19 protein-coding genes are annotated in these 17,985 nt (G+C 56.1%); 16 read left to right on the top strand and 3 right to left on the bottom strand.

Translation table 11 applies throughout. The features are described 5' to 3' along the window. Positions 1-34 precede the first annotated feature (34 nt). Complete coding sequence (locus tag HMPREF1144_RS01135) at positions 35-517, bottom strand: zinc ribbon-containing protein (protein WP_004848806.1); 483 nt, start codon at positions 515-517, stop codon at positions 35-37. Positions 518-743: 226 nt separating this feature from the next. On the opposite strand from HMPREF1144_RS01135, the gene leuS reads away from it, so the two are divergent. The 15 genes from leuS (at position 744) to lipA (ending at position 16,145) form a co-directional block, all read left to right on the top strand. Beyond that, positions 744-3,326: a leucine--tRNA ligase gene (gene leuS, locus HMPREF1144_RS01130; protein WP_004848803.1), complete on the top strand. Its 2,583-nt coding sequence runs from the start codon at positions 744-746 to the stop codon at positions 3,324-3,326. Between the two features lie 14 nt (positions 3,327-3,340). Then, entirely contained in the window at positions 3,341-3,931 is a 591-nt protein-coding gene (gene lptE / locus HMPREF1144_RS01125; protein ID WP_004130425.1) for an LPS assembly lipoprotein LptE, read from the top strand. After that, a complete protein-coding gene (holA, locus tag HMPREF1144_RS01120; protein WP_042926764.1) occupies positions 3,931-4,962 on the top strand; it encodes a DNA polymerase III subunit delta in 1,032 nt (343 codons plus the stop codon). The genes lptE and holA overlap by 1 nt, the downstream gene beginning before the upstream one ends. Beyond that, positions 4,955-5,605 carry a nicotinate-nucleotide adenylyltransferase gene (nadD, locus tag HMPREF1144_RS01115; RefSeq protein ID WP_004848799.1) on the top strand — a complete coding sequence of 217 codons (651 nt, stop codon included), beginning with the start codon at positions 4,955-4,957 and terminating at the stop codon, positions 5,603-5,605. The genes holA and nadD overlap by 8 nt, the downstream gene beginning before the upstream one ends. A gap of 46 nt (positions 5,606-5,651) precedes the next feature. Further along, on the top strand, positions 5,652-6,281 hold the full coding sequence (locus HMPREF1144_RS01110; RefSeq protein ID WP_009651657.1) for an adenosylcobalamin/alpha-ribazole phosphatase: 630 nt from the start codon (positions 5,652-5,654) through the stop codon (positions 6,279-6,281). 221 nt (positions 6,282-6,502) lie between these two features. After that, positions 6,503-6,820 carry a ribosome silencing factor gene (rsfS, locus tag HMPREF1144_RS01105; RefSeq protein WP_004100162.1) on the top strand — a complete coding sequence of 106 codons (318 nt, stop codon included), beginning with the start codon at positions 6,503-6,505 and terminating at the stop codon, positions 6,818-6,820. 3 nt (positions 6,821-6,823) lie between these two features. Continuing rightward, entirely contained in the window at positions 6,824-7,291 is a 468-nt protein-coding gene (gene rlmH, locus HMPREF1144_RS01100; RefSeq protein ID WP_004848795.1) for a 23S rRNA (pseudouridine(1915)-N(3))-methyltransferase RlmH, read from the top strand. Between the two features lie 27 nt (positions 7,292-7,318). Beyond that, positions 7,319-9,220: a peptidoglycan DD-transpeptidase MrdA gene (mrdA, locus tag HMPREF1144_RS01095; protein ID WP_004848787.1), complete on the top strand. Its 1,902-nt coding sequence runs from the start codon at positions 7,319-7,321 to the stop codon at positions 9,218-9,220. Continuing rightward, the gene (gene mrdB, locus HMPREF1144_RS01090; RefSeq protein WP_004100156.1) at positions 9,220-10,332 is read left to right on the top strand and encodes a peptidoglycan glycosyltransferase MrdB; all 1,113 of its coding nucleotides are present in this window, start codon (positions 9,220-9,222) and stop codon (positions 10,330-10,332) included. Before mrdA ends, mrdB begins: the two co-directional genes overlap by 1 nt. 10 nt (positions 10,333-10,342) lie before the next feature. Next, positions 10,343-11,443 carry an endolytic peptidoglycan transglycosylase RlpA gene (gene rlpA, locus HMPREF1144_RS01085; protein WP_004848784.1) on the top strand — a complete coding sequence of 367 codons (1,101 nt, stop codon included), beginning with the start codon at positions 10,343-10,345 and terminating at the stop codon, positions 11,441-11,443. Between the two features lie 143 nt (positions 11,444-11,586). After that, complete coding sequence (gene dacA / locus HMPREF1144_RS01080) at positions 11,587-12,786, top strand: D-alanyl-D-alanine carboxypeptidase DacA (protein ID WP_004848782.1); 1,200 nt, start codon at positions 11,587-11,589, stop codon at positions 12,784-12,786. A 106-nt stretch (positions 12,787-12,892) separates the two neighbouring features. Beyond that, positions 12,893-13,156 (top strand): DUF493 family protein YbeD, encoded by a 264-nt coding sequence (gene ybeD / locus HMPREF1144_RS01075; RefSeq protein ID WP_004100153.1) that lies wholly within the window; start codon positions 12,893-12,895, stop codon positions 13,154-13,156. Between the two features lie 100 nt (positions 13,157-13,256). Further along, complete coding sequence (gene lipB / locus HMPREF1144_RS01070; protein WP_004848780.1) at positions 13,257-13,901, top strand: lipoyl(octanoyl) transferase LipB; 645 nt, start codon at positions 13,257-13,259, stop codon at positions 13,899-13,901. Positions 13,902-14,038: 137 nt separating this feature from the next. Next, positions 14,039-14,992 (top strand): YbeF family transcriptional regulator, encoded by a 954-nt coding sequence (locus HMPREF1144_RS01065; protein ID WP_004848777.1) that lies wholly within the window; start codon positions 14,039-14,041, stop codon positions 14,990-14,992. Between the two features lie 187 nt (positions 14,993-15,179). Further along, on the top strand, positions 15,180-16,145 hold the full coding sequence (gene lipA, locus HMPREF1144_RS01060; protein WP_004848774.1) for a lipoyl synthase: 966 nt from the start codon (positions 15,180-15,182) through the stop codon (positions 16,143-16,145). Between the two features lie 226 nt (positions 16,146-16,371). Here lipA and tatE read toward each other — a convergent pair whose 3' ends face one another. Together tatE and HMPREF1144_RS01050 are read right to left on the bottom strand one after the other, a co-directional pair. Then, complete coding sequence (gene tatE, locus HMPREF1144_RS01055; protein WP_004130411.1) at positions 16,372-16,575, bottom strand: twin-arginine translocase subunit TatE; 204 nt, start codon at positions 16,573-16,575, stop codon at positions 16,372-16,374. Positions 16,576-16,702: 127 nt separating this feature from the next. Then, a complete protein-coding gene (locus tag HMPREF1144_RS01050) occupies positions 16,703-17,491 on the bottom strand; it encodes a deaminated glutathione amidase (RefSeq protein ID WP_009651649.1) in 789 nt (262 codons plus the stop codon). A 91-nt stretch (positions 17,492-17,582) separates the two neighbouring features. Between HMPREF1144_RS01050 and crcB the strand changes: the two genes are divergently transcribed. Then, on the top strand, positions 17,583-17,966 hold the full coding sequence (gene crcB / locus HMPREF1144_RS01045) for a fluoride efflux transporter CrcB (protein ID WP_004848768.1): 384 nt from the start codon (positions 17,583-17,585) through the stop codon (positions 17,964-17,966). The last annotated feature ends 19 nt before the right edge of the window (positions 17,967-17,985 follow it).

Genomic DNA, 17,985 nt, shown 5'->3' with positions numbered 1-17,985 from the left:
CAGTGTAAAGGCTCCGCAAATATCTCTCATGTATTTACGGCTCGAATGGCCGGCGCTGGAACTGATCGTGCCCGCATTTTGGACAACGCGGTAGCACATCCGGCGTATAAACCGGCAGATGGTAATGGCACTTCTCACACACCAGATTGCCGAGCCCCACGACTTCGCCGCTGTGATAGACGCCGTGGTGGCTGAGATCCTGGAACACCTCGCGCCACTCAAGCTGAGTTTTATCGGTAATATCCGCCAGCTCCTGCCACAGGCTCTCTTTGATCACCCGCATAAAGACGCTATCAGTCAGCTCATCCTGACTCTCTTCATAACTGAGCGCGAACTCTTCCAGATCGCGTCTGACAGCGCGGATCACATTCTCGATTTCGCTCTGCGTTAACTCGCCGGACTGGCTAATCCTGACCCTGGCCTGCTCCACCAGCGCATCAATATCGCGTTCTCCATTGCGTAACCGCTCGCTGAGCGTCGACACCAGCTCTCGGTAGAATTGAGCAACCTTGTTCATCTTTTCGCCTCCGGTGTGGTTAACTTCTTCTTATGGTAGACGTTATCTGCGGATTGCTCTGCCAGCCAACCCACAGAGTCGCGAAATATTCTCCACCGCTTTCATCTCTGTAAGTGTGTGAAAGGCTGTTTTGACGTTGGCGTTTGGGCTATGCTATGCCGATCTGAAATAACACATCCATTGGCTACATTTTGTAGCTGTATTGAAAACAGGACCACTGGCTGCCATGCAAGAGCAATACCGCCCGGAAGAGATAGAATCAAAAGTCCAGCAACACTGGGACGAGAAGCGTACCTTTGAAGTTACCGAAGACGAGAGCAAAGAGAAGTATTACTGCCTGTCGATGCTTCCCTATCCTTCTGGTCGACTACACATGGGCCACGTGCGCAACTACACCATCGGCGACGTGATTTCCCGTTACCAGCGTATGTTGGGCAAAAATGTCCTGCAGCCTATCGGCTGGGATGCGTTTGGTCTGCCTGCGGAAGGTGCCGCGGTGAAAAACAATACCGCGCCGGCCCCGTGGACCTACGACAATATCGCCTACATGAAAAACCAGCTGAAAAAGCTGGGTTTCGGCTATGACTGGAGCCGTGAAGTGGCAACCTGCACCCCGGAATACTACCGCTGGGAGCAGAAGTTCTTCACCGAGCTGTATAAAAAGGGGCTGGTCTATAAAAAAACCTCCGCGGTAAACTGGTGCCCGAACGATCAGACCGTTCTGGCGAATGAACAGGTTATCGACGGCTGCTGCTGGCGCTGCGACACGAAAGTTGAGCGTAAAGAGATCCCGCAGTGGTTTATCAAAATCACCGCCTACGCTGACGAGCTGCTGAACGATCTGGATAACCTGGATCACTGGCCTGATACCGTTAAAACCATGCAGCGCAACTGGATTGGCCGCTCCGAAGGCGTCGAAATCTCCTTCGACGTTAACGACTACGCCGACAAGCTGACCGTCTACACCACCCGCCCGGACACCTTTATGGGCTGTACCTACCTGGCCGTCGCTGCGGGTCACCCGCTGGCGCAGCAGGCAGCAGCCAATAACCCCGCGCTGGCGACGTTTATCGACGAATGCCGTAATACCAAAGTTGCCGAAGCCGAAATGGCAACCATGGAGAAAAAAGGCGTCGATACCGGCTACAAAGCGATTCACCCGCTGACCGGCGAAGCGATCCCGGTATGGGCGGCAAACTTTGTGCTGATGGAGTACGGCACCGGCGCGGTGATGGCCGTTCCGGGTCACGATCAGCGCGACTACGAGTTTGCCAGCAAGTACGGTCTCAACATCAAGCCGGTCATCCTGGCCGCTGATGGCTCCGAACCCGATCTCTCCGAACAGGCGCTGACCGAAAAAGGCGTGCTGTTCAACTCCGGCGAATTCGACGGTCTGGATCACGAAGCTGGCTTTAATGCCATCGCTGATAAGCTCGCGTCTCTTGGCGTCGGCGAACGTAAAGTGAACTACCGTCTGCGCGACTGGGGCGTTTCCCGTCAGCGCTACTGGGGTGCGCCGATCCCAATGGTGACCCTTGAAGACGGTACCGTGATGCCGACGCCGGAAGATCAGCTGCCGGTTATTCTGCCGGAAGACGTCGTGATGGACGGCATCACCAGCCCAATCAAAGCCGATCCTGAGTGGGCGAAAACCACCGTTAACGGCCAGCCGGCGCTGCGCGAAACCGATACGTTTGACACCTTTATGGAGTCTTCCTGGTACTACGCGCGCTACACCTGCCCGCAGTACGATCAGGGTATGCTCGACCCCGAAGCGGCCAACTACTGGCTGCCGGTCGATATCTATATCGGCGGTATCGAACACGCCATTATGCACCTGCTCTATTTCCGCTTCTTCCACAAGCTGATGCGCGACGCGGGCATGGTGAACTCTGACGAACCGGCTAAACAGCTGCTCTGCCAGGGCATGGTGCTGGCAGATGCCTTCTACTATGTTGGCGAAAACGGCGAGCGTAACTGGGTCTCTCCGAAAGAGGCGACCACCGAGCGCGACGAGAAAGGGCGTATCGTTAAAGCCTTCGATCCGCAGGGTCGCGAGCTGGTCTATACCGGCATGAGCAAGATGTCCAAGTCGAAAAACAACGGCATCGACCCGCAGGAGATGGTGGAACGCTACGGCGCGGACACCGTGCGCCTGTTTATGATGTTCGCTTCTCCGGCCGACATGACGCTGGAGTGGCAGGAATCCGGCGTGGAAGGTGCAAACCGCTTCCTGAAACGCGTCTGGAAACTGGTTTACGAACACACAACCCTGGGTGAAGCCCCTGCGCTGGACGTTACCAGCCTCAGCGAAGATCAAAAAGCGCTGCGTCGCGACGTGCACAAAACCATCGCGAAAGTGACCGATGATATCGGCCGTCGTCAGACCTTCAACACCGCGATTGCGGCGATTATGGAGCTGATGAACAAGCTGGCGAAAGCGCCGCAGGAAAACGATCAGGATCGCGCGCTGATGCGTGAGGCCCTGCTGGCCGTGGTTCGCATGCTCAACCCGTTCACCCCGCACGCCAGCTTTACCCTGTGGCAGGAGCTGGGCGGCGAAGGCGATATTGACAACACGCCGTGGCCGGTCGCTGATGAAAGCGCAATGGTTGAAGACACGACTCTGGTCGTGGTCCAGGTAAATGGTAAAGTTCGTGGTAAAATTACCGTTGCGGTGGATGCAACTGAAGAGCAGGTTCGTGAGCGCGCGGGTCAGGAGCATCTGGTCGCGAAATATCTCGACGGTGTGACCGTACGTAAAGTGATCTACGTTCCGGGTAAACTGCTCAATCTGGTCGTTGGCTAAGCGCAGGAGGAAGCGTGCGATATCTGGCAACATTGTTGTTATCTTTGGCGGTGTTAATCACCGCCGGTTGCGGCTGGCACCTGCGTAGCACTACGCAGGTTCCGACCGCAATGAAAACCATGATCTTCCAGTCGGGCGATCCCAATGGACCATTAAGTCGTGCTGTCCGTAATCAGCTGCGTCTGAACGGCGTTGAACTGGTCGATAGCAGTACCCTGCGCAAGGATATTCCTTCCCTGCGTCTGGAGACATCGTCCATTCAGAAAGATACAGCATCTATTTTCCAGGACGGCCGTACTGCGGAATATCAGATGGTGATGACGGTAAATGCCAGCGTCCTGATCCCAGGCCATGATATCTATCCCATCACGACCAAAGTCTACCGCTCGTTCTTCGATAACCCGCAGGCGGCGTTAGCGAAAGATGCCGAGCAGGACATGATCGTTCAGGAAATGTACGACAAAGCCGCGGAGCAGCTGATCCGTAAGCTGCCGAGCGTACACGTTGCGGATGTCGAAGCCACCAAAGAGGATGAGAAGCCGGTCACGACGACCCCAGCCGCTTCAACCTCCGGCAATCGCGTCTCCACCACGCTGGGTAACTGATGATTCGGTTGTACCCGGAACAGCTCCGCGCGCAGCTCACTGAAGGACTGCGCGCGGCCTATCTGCTGCTTGGCAACGATCCGCTGCTGTTGCAGGAAAGCCAGGACGCCATCCGCGAAGCCGCTGCCGCCCAGGGCTTTATCGAACATCACACCGCTACCATTGATGCCAGTACCGACTGGCCTGCCCTCTTCTCGTTAAGTCAGGCCATGAGCCTGTTTTCCAGCCGCCAGACGCTGCTGCTCATCCTGCCCGATAATGGCCCTAATGCGGCAATTAACGAACAGCTCGCGACGCTTGTCGGCATGCTGCATGACGATTTATTGCTCATCGTTCGCGGTAATAAGCTGACGAAAGCGCAGGAGAACGCCGCATGGATGACGGCGCTAACCAGCCGGGCGGTGCAGGTAAGCTGCCAGACGCCGGAATATGCCCAGCTGCCGCGCTGGCTCGCCGCGCGCGCAAAGCTGAATAATCTGCAGCTTGATGACGCGGCCAGTCAGCTGCTGTGCTACTGCTATGAAGGTAATCTGCTGGCGCTGGCGCAGGCTCTGGAGCGTCTGTCGCTGCTGTGGCCGGACGGTAAACTGACGCTGCCGCGGGTTGAGCAGGCGGTGAATGATGCCGCGCATTTCACCCCCTATCACTGGGTTGATGCGCTGCTGGCCGGAAAAAGTAAGCGCGTACTCCACGTTCTGCAACAGCTGCGTCTGGAAGGCAGCGAGCCCGCCATCCTGCTGCGCACCCTACAGCGCGAGCTGCTGCTGCTGGTCAACCTGAAGCGGCAGTCGGCCCATACGCCGCTGCGTTCGCTGTTTGACAAACATCGCGTGTGGCAGAACCGCCGCCAGCTGGTTAGCGATGCGCTGGCCCGCCTCAGCGCCGACCAGCTGCGCCAGGCCGTCACGTTGCTGACCCGTGCCGAACTCACCTTCAAGCAGGATTACGGGCACTCCGTATGGCCCGAGCTGGAAAGTCTCTCTTTATTGCTCTGCCATAAAGCGCTGGCAGACGTTTTTATTGATGGTTGATATGACTCAGTTACTGGCAATGTACGGCGGCACCTTCGATCCGGTGCATTATGGTCACCTTAAACCGGTGGAAATTCTGGCCAACCAGATTGGCCTTAATCAAGTCACCATTGTGCCCAACAACGTGCCGCCGCACCGCCCGCAGCCCGAAGCCACCAGCGACCAACGCAGGCATATGCTGGAGCTGGCCATCGCGGATAAGCCGCTGTTTATCCTCGACGATCGCGAACTCAAGCGCGACACACCGTCATACTCCGCGCAAACCCTGCGCGAGTGGCGCCAGGAGCAAGGGCCAAAACGGTCGCTGGCGTTTATTATTGGCCAGGATTCGCTGCTCACCTTTACCACCTGGCACGACTATGAAAGCATTCTTGATAACGTGCATCTGATCGTTTGCCGGCGCCCGGGCTATCCGCTGACCATGGCGTGCGAGCAGGATCAGCAGTGGCTGGACAAACATCTCACTCATGACGTCGAGCGGATGCATAGCAGCCCGGCGGGCGTTATCTACCTGGCCGAAACGCCGTGGTTTGATATCTCAGCCACCCTGATTCGCCAGCGTCTTGAATCCGGCGAATCCTGTGCGGACATGCTGCCGGAAACCGTACTCGACTATATCCATGAGCAGAAGCTCTACTGCTAGCCTTGCCACAAGGACAGTCTCATAGACTCCTTTCGAGAGGGTCATCATGAAGTTATGGTTAGTTCGTCATGGCGAAACCGAGGCCAACGTCGCGGGCCTCTATAGCGGGCACGCGCCCACTGCGTTAACCGAGCGCGGAACCAGACAAGCGCAAACGCTGGGAAAGCGGCTGCAGGCCGTCCCGTTTCAGCGCGCGTTTTGCAGTGAGCTTGAACGCACCCAGCGCACGGCCAGCCTCCTGCTGGGCGACCGTAACGTCCCCCTCCAGTCCTTCGCCGCGCTCAATGAAATGTTCTTCGGCGACTGGGAAATGCGCCACCACCGCGATTTACAGCAGGAAGATGCCGAAAACTACGCCGCATGGTGCGCAGACTGGCAGCACGCGGCGCCCACCAACGGGGAGAGCTTCCAGGCGTTTGCCGAACGCGTTCGCGGCTTTACCGTCACCCTCTCTCAGTTTCGGGAACTTGACCATCTGCTTATCGTCGGTCATCAGGGCGTGCTTAGCCTCTTAGTCGCGCAACTTCTGAATATGCCGGATTCGGCGATGTGGCACTTCCCCATCGAGCATGGCGCGTGGAGCCTTGTCGATCTCCAGCCTGATTTCACCACGCTGCGCGTACTAAATAGCCAGGCCGTTTGGCTGGCGGAAGAAGAATTGCGCGCAGACCATTGACAGTGCAAAGCAGGCTGTTATTCTCCGCAGCCAGGCTGCATCCGCCATTTGAACTTTGCAGAAATTGTTTTACAAAAATGGCGATGCAATCATCGGCGATGGATGGGATGATAGCCGCCTTCACCGCCCGTTTATCGACATTTATCCCGACTTTGCCAACAGTTCGGGTATACTGTCAGGCTGTTTATTGTTATCACTCTTCACACACCCAGGGGGAACTCTTGCAGGGTAAAGCACTCCAGGATTTTGTTATCGACAAAATTGATGACCTGAAAGGTCAGGACATCGTAGCCATTGACGTTCATGGCAAATCCAGCATTACAGATTGCATGGTTATCTGCACAGGCACTTCCACGCGCCATGTTATGTCCATTGCCGACCACGTTGTGCAGGAGTCTCGCGCCGCCGGGATGCTGCCGCTGGGCGTTGAAGGCGAAGCCGCCGCGGACTGGATCGTGGTCGATCTCGGCGACGTTATGGTTCACGTCATGCAGGAAGAGAGCCGTCGTCTGTACGAGCTGGAAAAACTCTGGAGTTAGCGCGTGAAGCTGTACCTGGTAGCCGTTGGCACCAAAATGCCGGACTGGGTTCAGACCGGCTTTAGCGAATATCTGCGCCGTTTTCCAAAGGATATGCCGTTCGAACTGGTGGAAATTCCCGCCGGTAAACGCGGCAAAAACGCCGACATCAAGCGCATTCTCGAAAAAGAAGGTGAAATGATGCTGGCGGCTGCAGGCAAAAACCGCATCGTCACCCTGGATATTCCGGGGAAACCGTGGGATACGCCGCAGCTGGCGCGCGAACTGGAACGCTGGAAACAGGATGGCCGCGACGTTAGCCTGCTTATCGGCGGCCCGGAAGGCCTTTCACCCGCCTGCAAAGCGGCGGCAGAACAAAGTTGGTCGCTCTCAACGCTCACCCTACCTCACCCGCTGGTTCGCGTACTGGTGGCCGAGAGTCTGTATCGGGCGTGGAGCATTACCACCAACCACCCTTACCACCGTGAGTAATGATGACCAGGGTAGACTAAGCAGCGAATGAAATTACAGAATTCTTTCCGCGACTATACGGCTGAAGCCTCGCTGTTCGTGCGCCGGGCGCTGGTCGCTTTTTTGGGGATTTTGCTGCTTACCGGCGTACTGATCGCCAACCTTTATAACGTGCAAATTGTTCGTTATACCGACTATCAAACGCGTTCAAACGAAAACCGCATCAAGCTGGTCCCGATTCCGCCGAGCCGCGGCATTATCTACGATCGCAACGGCACGCCGCTGGCGCTCAACCGTACGATTTACCAGCTGGAGATGATGCCGGAGAAGGTCGACAACGTTCAGCAAACGCTGGATGCGCTGCGCGATGTTATCGACCTCACCGATGACGATGTGGCGAACTTTAAAAAAGAGCGCGCCCGCTCGCACCGCTTTACCTCTATTCCAGTGAAAGTTAACCTCAGCGAAGTGCAGGTTGCCCGTTTCGCGGTAAACCAGTACCGTTTTCCCGGCGTGGAAGTCAAAGGCTATAAGCGCCGCTACTATCCCTATAACTCCGCCCTGACCCACGTTATCGGCTACGTCTCTAAAATTAACGATAAAGACGTCGATCGCCTGGATAAAGAGGGGAAGCTGGCTAACTACGCCTCCACGCACGATATCGGCAAGCTGGGCATCGAGCGCTATTACGAAGATGTCCTGCACGGGCAAACCGGCTATGAAGAGGTTGAAGTGAACAACCGCGGCCGCGTGATTCGCCAGCTGAAAGAGGTCCCGCCGCAGGCCGGGCGCGATATCTATTTAACGCTCGACCTGAAGCTACAGCAGTATATTGAAACGCTGCTGGCCGGCAGCCGCGCGGCGGTCGTGGTCACCGACCCGCGTACCGGCGCAATCCTCGCGCTGGTCTCGACGCCAAGCTACGATCCCAACCTGTTCGTTGACGGTATTTCCAGCAAAGACTACTCCGGACTCCTCAACGATCCCAATACGCCGCTGGTTAACCGCGCGACTCAGGGCGTTTACCCACCGGCGTCGACGGTTAAGCCATACGTGGCCGTCTCGGCGCTCAGCGCCGGGGTTATTACCCGCAACACCAGCCTGTTTGACCCCGGCTGGTGGCAGCTTCCCGGTTCGGATAAACGCTACCGCGACTGGAAAAAGTGGGGCCACGGCCATCTGAACGTCACCAAAGCGCTGGAGGAGTCGGCCGACACCTACTTCTACCAGGTCGCCTACGACATGGGCATCGATCGCCTGTCGGAGTGGATGGGCAAATTCGGCTATGGCCACTATACCGGCGTTGACCTGGCGGAAGAGCGCTCCGGCAATATGCCGACCCGCGAATGGAAGCTCAAGCGCTTCAAGAAACCATGGTACCAGGGCGATACTATCCCGGTCGGCATCGGACAGGGCTACTGGACGGCGACGCCTATCCAGATGAACAAGGCGCTGATGATCCTGATTAACGACGGCGTGGTTAAAGTACCGCACCTGCTGCAGAGCACGGTGGAGGACGGCAAACCGGTGCCGTGGGTTCAGCCGCATGAACCGCCGGTCGGCGATATTCACTCCGGTTTTTGGGAAATCGCCAAAGACGGGATGTTTGGCGTAGCCAACCGCGGCAACGGTACCGCGCATAAATACTTCGCCAGCGCGCCGTATAAAATTGCGGCCAAATCGGGTACCGCACAGGTCTTCGGCCTGAAAGCCAATGAAACCTATAACGCGCACAGAATCGCTGAACGCCTGCGTGACCATAAACTGATGACGGCGTTTGCCCCTTACAACAACCCCCAGGTTGCCGTGGCGATTATCCTTGAGAACGGCGGCGCAGGTCCGGCAGTCGGTACCATTATGCGTCAGATTCTCGATCATATAATGCTGGGTGATAACAACACCAATCTGCCGAGTGAAAACCCGGCGGTAACGGCTGGGGAGGATCAATAATGACTGATAATCCAAACAAAAAATCGCTATGGGATAAAATCCACCTCGACCCCACCATGCTGCTTATCCTGCTGGCGCTGCTGACCTACAGCGCGCTGGTGATCTGGAGCGCCAGCGGTCAGGACATGGGCATGATGGAGCGCAAAATCGGCCAGATTGCCATGGGGATTGTTATCATGATCGTTATGGCGCAAATCCCGCCGCGGGTCTATGAAGGCTGGGCGCCTTATCTCTATATCTTTTGTATTATCCTGCTGGTGGCGGTTGACGCCTTCGGCGCCATCTCCAAAGGGGCGCAGCGCTGGCTGGATCTCGGCATCGTCCGTTTCCAGCCGTCGGAAATCGCTAAAATAGCCGTACCGCTGATGGTGGCGCGCTTTATCAACCGCGATGTTTGCCCGCCATCGCTGAAAAATACCGCTATCGCGCTGGTGCTGATTTTCCTGCCTACGCTGCTGGTCGCCGCGCAGCCTGACCTCGGGACCTCGATTCTGGTCGCCCTGTCCGGTCTGTTTGTCCTCTTTCTGTCTGGCCTGAGCTGGCGTCTGATTGGTATTGCCGTGGTGCTGGTCGCCGCCTTTATTCCCATCCTCTGGTTCTTCCTGATGCATGATTATCAGCGCCAGCGCGTAATGATGCTGCTCGACCCGGAAACCGATCCGCTCGGCGCGGGTTACCACATTATTCAGTCAAAAATCGCCATCGGCTCCGGCGGACTGCGCGGGAAAGGCTGGCTGCACGGAACCCAGTCGCAGCTGGAGTTTCTGCCTGAGCGCCATACCGACTTTATCTTTGCCGTCCTGGCGGAAGAGCTGGGGCTGATCGGCGTGCTGATTCTGCTGGCGCTCTATATTCTGCTGATTATGCGCGGGTTGTGGATTGCCGCCCAGGCGCAAACCACCTTTGGCCGGGTGATGGCCGGTGGTTTAATGTTGATTTTATTCGTTTATGTCTTCGTAAATATTGGTATGGTAAGTGGTATTTTACCAGTGGTGGGGGTACCTTTGCCGCTGGTCAGCTACGGGGGCTCTGCCCTAATCGTATTGATGGCCGGGTTTGGTATCGTCATGTCGATCCATACTCACAGAAAAATGTTGTCGAAAAGCGTGTAAGGGGTTCGCGATGCGTAAGCAATGGCTGGGGATCTGCATAGCAGCAGGGCTGCTGGCGGCATGTTCGAGTGAAGACGTTCAACAGAAAACGGTCAGCACTCCACAGCCGGCCGTTTGCAATGGCCCAACGGTGGAGATTAGCGGCGCCGATCCGCAGTACGAAACGCCTAACGCCACGGCGAATCAGGATTATGAACGCGACGGCAAAAGCTACAAAATCGTCCAGGATCCGTCTAACTTCACCCAGGCAGGCTTCGCAGCCATCTATGACGCCGAGCCTAACAGCAATCTGACCGCATCGGGAGAAGCGTTCGATCCCACGCAGCTTACCGCGGCCCATCCTACGCTGCCGATCCCAAGCTACGCGCGGATCACCAACCTGGCGAACGGCCGCATGATCGTCGTGCGCATCAACGATCGCGGGCCTTACGGTAACGATCGCGTGATTTCACTGTCCCGCGCCTCAGCCGATCGTCTGAATACCTCGAACAATACCAAAGTGCGCATCGACCCAATCGTCGTCGCACCGGACGGCTCGCTTTCCGGTCCGGGTATGGCCTGTACCACCGTGGCCAAACAGACCTACGCGCTGCCCGCCCGCCCGAATCTTGACGGCGACAGCGGCGCGGCAATGAGTCAACCCGCGCAAACTGACGTGCACGCCATCAGTAATTCAACGCTGAAGCCGGAAGACACTACCGGCGCGCCGGTCAACAGCGGCGGTTTCCTCGGCGCGCCGACGCCGCTGAATAATGGCGTGCTGGAAGGCAGCGAGCCTGTCGTTCAAAGCGCGCCGGTTACCGCCCCGGGTTCAGTACAAGGCAGCGTTGCGCCCGCCGTAGCCGCCACCGCTGCCGCAGCGCCTGTCGCAGCGACCAGCGCCAGCGGCGATTTCGTCGTACAGGTCGGCGCCGTCAGCGACCAGGCCCGCGCGCAGCAGTACCAGCAGCGTCTGAGTCAGCAATTTTCCGTCCCGGGCCGCGTCACGCAAAACGGCGCGGTATGGCGTATTCAGCTCGGCCCATTCAGCAGCAAAGCGCAGGCCAGCACGATTCAACAGCGTCTGCAAAGCGAAGCTCAGCTGCAGTCATTTATTACTCGCGCCAACTAAAGGCATCGCACCCGCGTCCCCCGCTCGTTGCGCATGACAAAGTCATTAACAAAGTCGTGCGCAATGTCGGATGCTGGTTTGTAGTGCGTTTGTTATAGTAAGGCACTTTTTTTAACTCCATCACGGATGCCGTTGTTCAGACCATGAAGACCTCTTTTACCACTCGCTTACTCGTTACTGCGCTCTCCGTGGCAGCGCTGTCCTCCGCTGCCCGCGCCGATGACCTGAATATCAAAACGATGATCCCAGGCGCCCCGCAGATTGACGCCGAATCCTGGATTCTTATCGATTACAATTCAGGCAAAGTCCTGGCAGAAAACAACGCCGACTCCCGCCGCGACCCGGCGAGCCTGACCAAAATGATGACCAGCTATGTGATTGGCCAGGCCATGAAAGCGGGCAAGTTTAAAGAGTCCGATCTGGTCACCGTGGGTAACGACGCGTGGGCGACCGGCAACCCGGTCTTTAAAGGCTCCTCGCTGATGTTCCTTAAACCGGGTATGCAAGTGCCGGTTTCGCAGCTGATCCGCGGCATCAACCTGCAGTCCGGCAACGACGCCTGCGTGGCGATGGCCGACTACGTCGCCGGCAGCCAGGATGCCTTCGTCAGCCTGATGAACAACTACGTGAACGCCCTCGGCCTGAAAAACACCCACTTCCAGACCGTACACGGCCTGGATGCCGATGGTCAGTTTAGCTCCGCGCGCGACATGGCGCTTATCGGCCAGGCGCTGATCCGCGATGTCCCGAATGAATACACCATCTATAAAGAAAAAGAGTTTACCTTCAACGGTATTCGTCAGCTCAACCGCAACGGGCTGCTGTGGGATAACAGCCTGAACGTTGACGGGATTAAAACCGGCCACACTGACAAAGCGGGCTATAACCTCGTGGCGTCGGCAACCGAAGGCCAGATGCGCCTGATCTCCGCCGTGATGGGCGGCCGCACCTACAAAGGCCGCGAGTCTGAAAGCAAAAAGCTGCTGACCTGGGGCTTCCGCTTCTTTGAAACCGTTAATCCGATTAAAGCCGGTAAAGAGTTCGCTTCAGAACCTGCCTGGTTTGGCGATACCGATCGCGCCTCGCTCGGCGTGGATAAAGACGTTTATCTGACTATCCCGCGCGGTCGCATGAAAGATCTGAAAGCCAGCTACGTGCTGAATAACGCGGAGCTGCACGCGCCGCTGCAGAAAAATCAGGTGGTAGGCACCATTAACTTCCAGCTGGATGGCAAAACGATCGATCAGCGCCCGCTGGTCGTGCTGCAGGAAATCCCGGAAGGCAATTTCTTCGGTAAAATCATTGATTACATTAAATTAATGTTCCATCACTGGTTTGGTTAAAAATCGACCACTTGAAAGTGTGATTTAGATCCCCATATACTAGTTATCCTGATAACTCCCACACGTCGTGGGAGTTATTATTTTTTGTTGTAACACCGGAGCTGACATGAAAACCAAACTTAACGAACTGCTTGAATTCCCTACTCCATTTACTTACAAAGTAATGGGACAGGCGTTGCCGGAGCTGGTTGACCAGGTGGTTGAAGTGGTACAGCGCCATGCACCAGGTGATTACTCTCCCACGGTAAAACCCAGCAGCAAAGGCAACTACCACTCAGTCTCTATCACCATCAATGCAACCCACATTGAGCAGGTAGAAACCCTCTACGAAGAGCTGGGTAATATTGAAATCGTACGAATGGTGCTGTAAATCTCTTCCCCTGACCCGGCATCCACGCCGGGTCATTCTCGCTTTCTCGCTGTGATATACTTTCCCACTCAAATCATTCTCTCTCTGCGGAGACGTTGTTTTGCAGCACAATAAAATCCTCATCCGCCAGCTCGGCCTGCAACCTTACGAACCTGTCTCGCAGGCAATGCATGAATTTACCGACACCCGCAACGATGCCACCCTGGATGAAATCTGGCTGGTAGAGCATTACCCGGTGTTCACACAGGGTCAGGCAGGAAAGGCCGAACATGTCCTGGTTCCCGGCGAGATCCCGGTTATTCAGAGCGATCGCGGCGGACAGGTCACCTATCATGGTCCCGGACAGCAGGTGATGTACGTTCTGCTGAACCTGAAACGGCGCAAGCTGGGCGTACGTGAGCTGGTTACGCTGTTAGAGCAAACCGTTGTGAATACCCTCGCGGAGTACGGTATTGAATCGCACCCGCGAGCAGACGCTCCCGGCGTTTACGTGGGCGATCGAAAAATCTGCTCCCTGGGTTTGCGCATCCGCAAAGGTTGCTCATTCCACGGCCTGGCGCTGAATATCAACATGGATCTGTCACCGTTCCTCAGGATTAACCCCTGCGGTTATGCCGGAATGGAGATGACCCAGATGCACCAGTGGCTGCCCGATGCCCGTACGGAGACCGTGTCTCCACGCCTGGCCGCCAATCTGCTGGCGTTGCTCAACGATCCACCTGCGGAATATCTTCAAGGCCGCTAGCCATCACGTCCCGCTACCGCGGGACGTCACATTTATCCCTCAGGCGCGATTAAGCCTTTATTTTTGCAATCAATTATCACTAATAAAATAATTGTGACCGCTATAATGGTGCTAATCATCACTAGCGGAAATACAGAGTGGAAGAAAATAACGCTCAGAGCGTACCAACTGAACGAGTTGACGATCGCTACGATCGGCAGATGTTTCGCATTTTGCGCAACATAGACCTCAATTTACTCACTATTTTTGAAGCGGTTTACGTCCATAAAGGTATCGTTAACGCGGCAAAAATACTGAATATCACGCCGTCGGCGATTAGTCAGTCCCTGAACAAACTGCGTGCCCTCTTCCCTGACCCGCTCTTTATTCGCAAGGGCCAGGGCGTGACGCCAACGGCCTACGCCACGCATCTGCATAAACATATCAGTCAGGGGATGGAGGCGTTTCTCAACGCCCTGGATTTAACCGGCAATACGCAGCGGGAACGGGTGATAACCGTTGCCACCTCTCCGGCTATCGGCGCGCTGATCATGCCGGTTATCACCAAAAAGCTGCGGAGCGTCTTTCCCCAGATTTTGCTGCACAACGTCGCCATTACCGACGCGGCCAGCCAGTTAAACCAGCGTCAGGTTGACCTGCTGATCGACAGTTTCCCCCACAGCGGGCAGGCGATTGCGCACCATGTGCTATTTCAGGATAGCGTACATATCTTCTGCCGGGCAGGGCATCCGGCCCTCGCGCTCCCCGCAAACTCAGCAAACCTGAGCCAATATGAATTCGCTCTCCTGCAGCCCGAAGGGCAGCGCTATACGACAATTCTGCGTCACCTGGAGGAGCATCTCGGCGAACGCCGCTATGGTTTCAGTAGCTACAATCTGTTAACCCAGGCAGCCCTGGTCAACGACAGCGACATGCTGGGTCTAATTACTTCCGGGATGTTTTCCCTGGTCGAGAAGATTTGGCCCTTAAAAGTGCTCGATTTTCCGCCGCTGCGGGAAGAAAAAATTGATATTGCGCTCCACTATAACAAGCTCAGCGTGCAGGAGCCCTTACTGAAAGAGATCGTAGAGACGATTCGTCAGGCTTTTTAGCCGATAAGGCACGAGAGGGAAAAGCCTAAAACAACAACTATTTTACAATTTGCCCAGCCAGCAGGCTGCTTTATGCCCCGTATCAATGATATACTGCCTGCGTTTAATTCAAAAATAGTTGATAAATGCAACATTTACTTGAATTGATTCGCTTTCCTTCGTCACTCGCAACTGGAACACGCACGCTATGAGTAAACCCATTGTGATGGAACGCGGTGTAAAATACCGCGATGCCGATAAAATGGCCCTTATCCCGGTGAAAAACGTGGCAACTGAGCGTGAAGCTCTGCTCAGAAAACCGGAATGGATGAAAATCAAACTTCCGGCTGACTCGTCCCGTATCCAGGGGATCAAGGCAGCGATGCGTAAGAACGGCCTGCACTCCGTGTGCGAAGAAGCCTCTTGCCCTAACCTCGCGGAATGTTTTAACCACGGAACGGCAACCTTTATGATCCTGGGCGCCATCTGTACCCGTCGTTGCCCGTTCTGCGATGTTGCCCACGGTCGCCCGGTGACGCCGGACGCCAACGAACCGCAAAAGTTGGCGCAAACCATCGCGGATATGGCGCTGCGCTATGTGGTGGTGACTTCCGTGGATCGCGACGATCTGCGCGATGGCGGCGCTCAGCACTTTGCCGACTGCATCAGCGCGATTCGCGAAAAAAGCCCGACGATTAAAATTGAAACCCTGGTGCCGGACTTCCGCGGCCGTATGGATCGTGCGCTGGAAATCCTTCAGGCGACGCCGCCGGACGTGTTTAACCATAACCTGGAAAACGTGCCGCGCCTGTATCGCCAGGTCCGCCCGGGGGCCGATTACAACTGGTCCCTGAAGCTGCTGGAACGTTTTAAAGAAGCCCACCCGGAGATCCCGACGAAATCGGGCCTGATGGTGGGGTTAGGCGAAACCAATGCTGAAATCGTAGAAGTGATGCGCGATCTGCGCCGTCACGGCGTCACCATGCTGACGTTAGGCCAGTATTTACAGCCGAGCCGCCACCACCTGCCGGTACAGCGCTACGTCAGCCCGGATGAGTTCGAAGAGATGAAAGCCGAAGCGATGGCCATGGGCTTTACCCATGCTGCCTGCGGGCCGTTCGTTCGTTCCTCCTATCATGCCGATCTACAGGCCAAAGGCATGGAAGTGAAGTAATCTCTGCCTCGACCGCGGCGTTATATTTTTAGCGCAGCGGTCCGTTCTGCCGATGCGTTTCGTTACCCGCTAAAATTCCCCCCCGGTAACAGTTGGTTGCATCTTTTTCATCAAAACCCAGTGCCAATAACAAAAAGAGGCCGCAGCGCTATCGCTGCAGCCTCTTTGCCGACGCGGTTTATCCCCGTCGGTAGCGAGCCCCCTCGTTCAGGAAACTCGTCGCGAATTACTCTTTATGAGAGAGCTTCTGTGCCGGCGCTTCTTCAGCACTGGTCTTTTTCGCACTGTCATCGTCATCGTTCATGGCTTTTTTAAAGCCTTTGATAGCCGAGCCCAGGTCTCCACCCAGCGTGCGTAACTTTTTGGTACCAAACACCAGGATAATCAGCGCTGCGACTACCAGCAGTTTGGTAATACTAATCTCACCCATAGCTAACCTTCTTCTCTAATACAAGCTGCGAATACGCCATCATACACGCATACAATTAACGGCTATTTGACGCGCGGACACAATAGCAATCTGTAACAAGGTGAATCAAGCCTTGTTTAAAAAAACGTCATAATAATTGCGGTGGCGCAAAGCGGCGATTCTGCAACACCGGCAGACGCTCGCGTACCTGCTGAATATAATCAGCTGAAAGTTCGGCAAAAATCAACTGCGGCCGCTCTCCTGCCCCGGCAAGCGTGGTTCCTAAGGGATCGACAATACGACTCTGGCCGATATTACGCATCCCGCACTCCCCGGCGGCGACAATATAACAGGTAGTATCCAGGGCCCGCGCCGCCAATAGCGTCGCCCAGTGATGCTCCTTCAGCGGCCCTTTTACCCACGCGGCGGGCAACACGATGAGCTGCGCACTGCTGAGCGCTAACGACAGCGCCAGCTCAGGGAAACGTAAATCGTAGCAGGTCATCAGCCCGACGCGCATCCCATCGACCTCGATAAGCGGCGGAATCTGCCGCCCGGCATCGACCCGCCGGGATTCCTGAATATTGAAAGCATCATACAGATGCAGTTTCTGATATTGCGCAATAATCTTGCCCTGACGTAGCGCCACCAGCGTATTCGCTGCCCGTCCTTCGCCGGAAGGTATATGCAAGGTCAGCACCGTCGTCAACGCGCTGTTTTCGCTCTCTGCCAGCAAGAGCCGTAGAAAGCCGCCATCAAGGCGCTGGGCGGATTTAACCGATAAGTCCGCATCATTATCGTCTCGCGCCAGCAGCGCTTCCGGGAGAACCAGAAGCGCAGCCCCCCGCTCCGCGGCCTGACGCATCATGCTCACGCAGGTCTGCGCGTTTCTCGTCCAGTCCGGCGTTACGGCAAATTGTCCGGCAGCAACAAGCATCTTTTCTCTCCCGTCAGGTTAGTCATAGCCAGTGAGGCCTTTCGCGCGCTACACTCGAAGTTTAGTCTCGATCAATAAACAGGGAATGACCGTGTTGCAACTCCTTTTGGCTGTGTTTCTTGGCGGCGGCACCGGCAGCGTTTTGCGCTGGTGGCTGGGTATGAAGTTTAACCCCATGCATCATGCTATCCCCATTGGTACGCTCACCGCTAACCTGCTGGGCGCTTTTATTATCGGCGCCGGGCTGGCATGGTTTAACCGCCTGACGGATATCGATCCGATGTGGAAGCTGCTTATCACCACCGGCTTTTGCGGCGGGCTGACCACCTTCTCCACGTTTTCCGCCGAAGTGGTGTTTCTACTCCAGCAGGGGCGCTTTAGCTGGGCGTTACTCAACGTACTGGTCAACTTGTCAGGCTCATTTGCCATGACGGCCGCCGCGTTCTGGCTGTTTTCACATGCGGCCAGCCGCTAGCCCCTTGACCACAGGCAAA

Source organism: Klebsiella sp. OBRC7 (genome assembly GCF_000293135.1).
In the GTDB taxonomy this organism is placed as follows: domain Bacteria; phylum Pseudomonadota; class Gammaproteobacteria; order Enterobacterales; family Enterobacteriaceae; genus Klebsiella; species Klebsiella michiganensis.
This window is presented reverse-complemented; position numbering and strand designations above follow the sequence as displayed.

What these genes read in the sequence shown, in the direction of transcription:
- HMPREF1144_RS01135 (WP_004848806.1), bottom strand. Translation starts at nt 517, where the DNA reads ATGAACAAGGTTGCTCAATTCTACCGAGAGCTGGTGTCGACGCTCAGC.
- leuS (WP_004848803.1), top strand. Translation starts at nt 744, where the DNA reads ATGCAAGAGCAATACCGCCCGGAAGAGATAGAATCAAAAGTCCAGCAA.
- holA (WP_042926764.1), top strand. Translation starts at nt 3,931, where the DNA reads ATGATTCGGTTGTACCCGGAACAGCTCCGCGCGCAGCTCACTGAAGGA.
- nadD (WP_004848799.1), top strand. Translation starts at nt 4,955, where the DNA reads ATGGTTGATATGACTCAGTTACTGGCAATGTACGGCGGCACCTTCGAT.
- HMPREF1144_RS01110 (WP_009651657.1), top strand. Translation starts at nt 5,652, where the DNA reads ATGAAGTTATGGTTAGTTCGTCATGGCGAAACCGAGGCCAACGTCGCG.
- mrdA (WP_004848787.1), top strand. Translation starts at nt 7,319, where the DNA reads ATGAAATTACAGAATTCTTTCCGCGACTATACGGCTGAAGCCTCGCTG.
- mrdB (WP_004100156.1), top strand. Translation starts at nt 9,220, where the DNA reads ATGACTGATAATCCAAACAAAAAATCGCTATGGGATAAAATCCACCTC.
- rlpA (WP_004848784.1), top strand. Translation starts at nt 10,343, where the DNA reads ATGCGTAAGCAATGGCTGGGGATCTGCATAGCAGCAGGGCTGCTGGCG.
- dacA (WP_004848782.1), top strand. Translation starts at nt 11,587, where the DNA reads ATGAAGACCTCTTTTACCACTCGCTTACTCGTTACTGCGCTCTCCGTG.
- ybeD (WP_004100153.1), top strand. Translation starts at nt 12,893, where the DNA reads ATGAAAACCAAACTTAACGAACTGCTTGAATTCCCTACTCCATTTACT.
- lipA (WP_004848774.1), top strand. Translation starts at nt 15,180, where the DNA reads ATGAGTAAACCCATTGTGATGGAACGCGGTGTAAAATACCGCGATGCC.
- tatE (WP_004130411.1), bottom strand. Translation starts at nt 16,575, where the DNA reads ATGGGTGAGATTAGTATTACCAAACTGCTGGTAGTCGCAGCGCTGATT.
- HMPREF1144_RS01050 (WP_009651649.1), bottom strand. Translation starts at nt 17,491, where the DNA reads ATGCTTGTTGCTGCCGGACAATTTGCCGTAACGCCGGACTGGACGAGA.